The 3814-nt window shown below is 48.1% G+C and carries 4 protein-coding genes and 2 pseudogenes; all 6 read left to right on the top strand.

The window, feature by feature from the left end:
* Window positions 1-129: 129 nt before the first annotated feature.
* Window positions 130-1491, top strand: a pseudogene (locus BOO20_RS10740) (IS1182 family transposase); the annotation flags it as partial.
* 182 nt (window positions 1492-1673) lie between these two features.
* Entirely contained in the window at window positions 1674-2216 is a 543-nt protein-coding gene (locus tag BOO20_RS10735) for an SDR family NAD(P)-dependent oxidoreductase (protein ID WP_076792635.1), read from the top strand.
* Between the two features lie 106 nt (window positions 2217-2322).
* Window positions 2323-2592 (top strand): annotated as a pseudogene (locus tag BOO20_RS13405) (BrnT family toxin).
* Window positions 2576-2875, top strand: coding sequence for a BrnA antitoxin family protein (locus BOO20_RS10725; RefSeq protein WP_076792634.1), 300 nt, complete (start codon window positions 2576-2578; stop codon window positions 2873-2875). Before BOO20_RS13405 ends, BOO20_RS10725 begins: the two are co-directional and overlap by 17 nt.
* Window positions 2876-3000: 125 nt before the next feature.
* The gene (locus BOO20_RS10720; protein ID WP_076792632.1) at window positions 3001-3282 is read left to right on the top strand and encodes a type II toxin-antitoxin system RelE/ParE family toxin; all 282 of its coding nucleotides are present in this window, start codon (window positions 3001-3003) and stop codon (window positions 3280-3282) included.
* Between the two features lies 1 nt (window position 3283).
* Window positions 3284-3583: a HigA family addiction module antitoxin gene (locus tag BOO20_RS10715; protein WP_076792630.1), complete on the top strand. Its 300-nt coding sequence runs from the start codon at window positions 3284-3286 to the stop codon at window positions 3581-3583.
* The last annotated feature ends 231 nt before the right edge of the window (window positions 3584-3814 follow it).

Here is a 3814-nt window from a genome sequence, read left to right as displayed (position 1 = left end):
CTAGCAGCCTGTCGGACTAACAAAGCCGCGTAATACATTGGAAAAATGTCTGTAAAGCATTATCTTAGCGTAAGATAATTACTTATTTCAGAGGCTGGAGCCGCAGCATTCATTTCCTGATTTCACACTATGAACATCGACTTTATCATAGCAGATCGTGATACCCCGTTTCTTTTTCCACCGTCAGTACAGGAGTGGTTGCCAAAAGACCATCTGGCCCGATTTGTGGTAGATATGGTGAGCCAACTCGACTTATCATCCCTGAGGGGAACCTATACCGGTAAAGGCTCAAGGGCTTATGATCCGACGATCCTGCTGAGTATGCTTTTTTACGGATATTCAACGGGAGTGTTTTCAAGCAGAAAACTTGAACAGGCGAGCTATGATTCTGTTGCATTCCGCTACATTACCGGCAATCAACATCCGGATCACGATACCATAGCAACGTTCAGGAAACGGTTTTCTGAGGAGTTACAAGGACTGTTTGTTCAGATACTAACCATTGCCCATGAAATGGGGATACTGAAGCTTGAAACCGTGAGCCTTGATGGTACGAAAATCAAGGCCAATGCCTCGAAGCATCAGGCGTTAAGCTGGCAGTACGCGTGTAAAATCGAAACGCAACTCAAAGAAGAAGTCAAGCAATTATGGCTGCTGGCAGATCAAGCCGATCAAGCAATAATACCTGATGGAATGAAGATTCCAGAAGAACTTGAGCGGCGAGAAAAACGTCTTGCAACCATAGCGGAAGCCAAGAAAAAAATTGAAGCAAGAGCAGCAGAACGGTATGATCAGGAAAAGCAAACCTACGAAAACAAGCTTGCCGAACGGGAAAAGAAAGCAAAGGAAAGTGGCAAAAAACCAGGAGGCAAACCGCCAAAACCACCGGAACCAGGTCCAAAACCGCACGACCAGATAAACCTGACCGATGAAGAATCACGGATCATGCCGACAAGCGGAGGCGGATTCGTGCAGGCGTTCAATGCTCAGGCCTGCGTCGATATCGCAACCATGCTCATTGTCGCCGTTCATACGACCCAACAGCCCAATGATAAGCAGCAAATAGAAACGGCAATTGAAGCACTGGAAAAGCTGCCCGAAAAACTCGGTCAAGTCAATGAAATCATAGCGGATACCGGATATTTCAGTAAAGCAAACGTGGATGCATGTGAAGAGGCGGGAATCAATCCGCTTATAGCAGTTGGCAGAGACAAGCATAATCAAAGCCTCGAAGTTCGATTCAATAAACCGGCACCCGTAGCGGAAGATGCAGACAGTGTTACCAAAATGAAATACCGATTGAAAACCCCGGAAGGGAAAGCCATTTATGGCCAGCGCAAGAGCACCGTAGAGCCAGTATTTGGAATTATCAAATCAGTGCTGGGGTATCGACAATTTAAGCGCCGAGGGTTGGAAAATGCCCATGCAGAATGGACGCTGATAAGCCTTGCCTGGAATCTGAAAAGGATGCATGTCTTGGCGAAGCCACGCATAAAAATGCCAGTAATGGCCGCATGTAAAGCAAAATCAGGAGTACAAGGCAACCAATTGTCCGCATTTTGGCGTAATATGTACCAACAATGGTTTTCTATGACCAAAATGCACATAAAAAGGGAGTTCGACGGCTGGTTTGCTGTAAGCTTCTCTATCGTTAGTCCGACAGGCTGCTAGAAGTGACCAACCCAGACGACATAGGTGGCCTTGTCGGTTATATCGAATACACTTTCGGCAAGCTCGACGTGCTCGTGAACAATGCAGGGATCGCTCTTGAGTGGGACGGGAGGCCAACCGATGCGGATAAGGTTCGCCGAACAATTGAGGTTAATCTCATCGCCCCTTACGCGATTACCGAGGCCCTTGTGCCACTTCTTTCGCGCAGCGAAGACGCTCGGGTAATCAACCAGTCTTCAATGCTGGGCTCAATCGGCAATGCAGAAAATGCATGGGATCAGGTTTCAACCTTTATGGCTGTAGGCTACTCGACCTCAAAGGCTGGGCTTAACATGCTGACGGTGATGCAATCCAAGACGCTCGCGAGCAAGGGTATTGCGGTAGCCGCCGCCCATCCCGGTTGGGTGAAGACCGATCTCGGGACCCAGGCGGCCCCGATGGAGGTCGACCTAGGTGCCAGCACGGTCGTCAATCTCGTGACCATTGCTCGGGATCAGTTCCCGCACGGTCAGCTAATGCACAAAGGGAAACGCATGCCTTGGTGAGTCCGTTGTGTGATCTGACGAGGCGGATCCATCTAATTATTGTCCCCATAGAAGATCGCTGTGCGGTTCGTTTGACAATCTCATTAATTGTAGCTACATTAAAGTTATGAGAGTTGAGTTCGACCCCGCCAAGGATGCAGCAAACCAGGCGAAGCACGGTGTGTCTCTGGCTATGGCAGGCGACCTCGACTGGGAAGCTGCACTGGTTTGGGTTGATGAACGGTTTGAGTACGGCGAGTCGTGAATGATTGCGCTCGCTCCGCAAACCGAAATCCTGTACTGTGTGGCATTTGTAGACCGGGGCGAATTGCGAAGGATCATCAGCCTCCGCCGCGCCAATCGTCGTGAGGTGAAACACTATGTCGAAAATTTCTAAGCGTTCAACCATCCTCATGCCCACTGCGGAAGAGGACAAGGCCATTACTGCGGCAGCTAAAAGTGATCCTGACGCGCAGCCACTCACGCCAAAGCAACTGAAGGCGATGGTGCCTATCCGCGCCCTGCGTGGTCGTCCGAGGTCTGAAAAGAAGAAGCTGCTTGTGTCGGTGCGATATAGCCCCGAGGTCATCGCCTGGTTCAAGTCAACCGGTGAAGGTTGGCAATCGCGAATGGATGGTGTGCTTCGTAAGTACGTAACGCGCCATTCCCGTAGCGCTTGAAATGTGACCGAACCCTACGGTTAACCGGACGCTGCGCGATAAAGCCGCACAACAAGCCTCGTCATCCCACTTGATTTTATGCAATGATATGCTTACCTTTAACGTTAGTAACTTAATCCGAGAGTATGATTGTTTCGTTTGGCTCCCAAGAGACAGAAAAAATTTGGCAAGGGGAGCGAGCAAAGGGTCTGCCAAATGAAATCCAGGAGACCGCGAGGAGGAAGTTGAGAATGCTTAACAACTCAATAAATTTAATTGATTTAAGGGTTCCTCCGGCGAATCGTCTGGAAAAGCTTTCGGGCAGGTATAAAGAATTTCACAGCATCCGGATTAACGATCAATGGCGGATCATTTTCAAATGGGTTGAAGGGAATGCATTCGAAGCGGAAATTATTGACTATCACTGAAATGAACGAGCTTAGAAATATTCATCCGGGAGAGGTTTTGATGGAAGAGTTTTTAATTCCATTGGCGATCTCGGCATACAGACTATCCAAGGATATCGGGATTCCTCAGACACGGATATCCGAAATCGTGAAAGGTAAGCGGCGTATTACGGCCGACACGGCACTACGCCTTTCACAATATTTCGGGAACTCCGCAAAATTCTGGTTAGGCATGCAGGATGACTATGATATTGAAGAAGGCATGCAGATCAAGCGAGCCGAAATCAATTCCATTCTTCGCTACACGAGTAGCGTTGTATAAAAGCCCTCACTGAATACTTGATACACTCCGATATGTCCTGACCGCTCAGGGCTCTTGCCGGTTTTTTATAACGGCGTCCCTACCCCATAAAAAAAGCATCCCGCGCAACCTTGAATCCAGGCATAAAGTGAGAGACGTGCTCTTTTCTAAAGAAAATTAAAATATAACCTTAAATAATATGTATGCCTTGTTTATCTTGCCTTAAAATTTTAGTATATCTTTAGGCCAGAT

The sequence above is a fragment of the Chlorobium sp. KB01 genome (assembly GCF_001975465.1).
Taxonomy (GTDB): domain Bacteria; phylum Bacteroidota; class Chlorobiia; order Chlorobiales; family Chlorobiaceae; genus Chlorobium.
This window is presented reverse-complemented; position numbering and strand designations above follow the sequence as displayed.

What these genes read in the sequence shown, in the direction of transcription:
- BOO20_RS10725 (WP_076792634.1), top strand. Translation starts at nt 2,576, where the DNA reads ATGTCGAAAATTTCTAAGCGTTCAACCATCCTCATGCCCACTGCGGAA.
- BOO20_RS10720 (WP_076792632.1), top strand. Translation starts at nt 3,001, where the DNA reads ATGATTGTTTCGTTTGGCTCCCAAGAGACAGAAAAAATTTGGCAAGGG.
- BOO20_RS10715 (WP_076792630.1), top strand. Translation starts at nt 3,284, where the DNA reads ATGAACGAGCTTAGAAATATTCATCCGGGAGAGGTTTTGATGGAAGAG.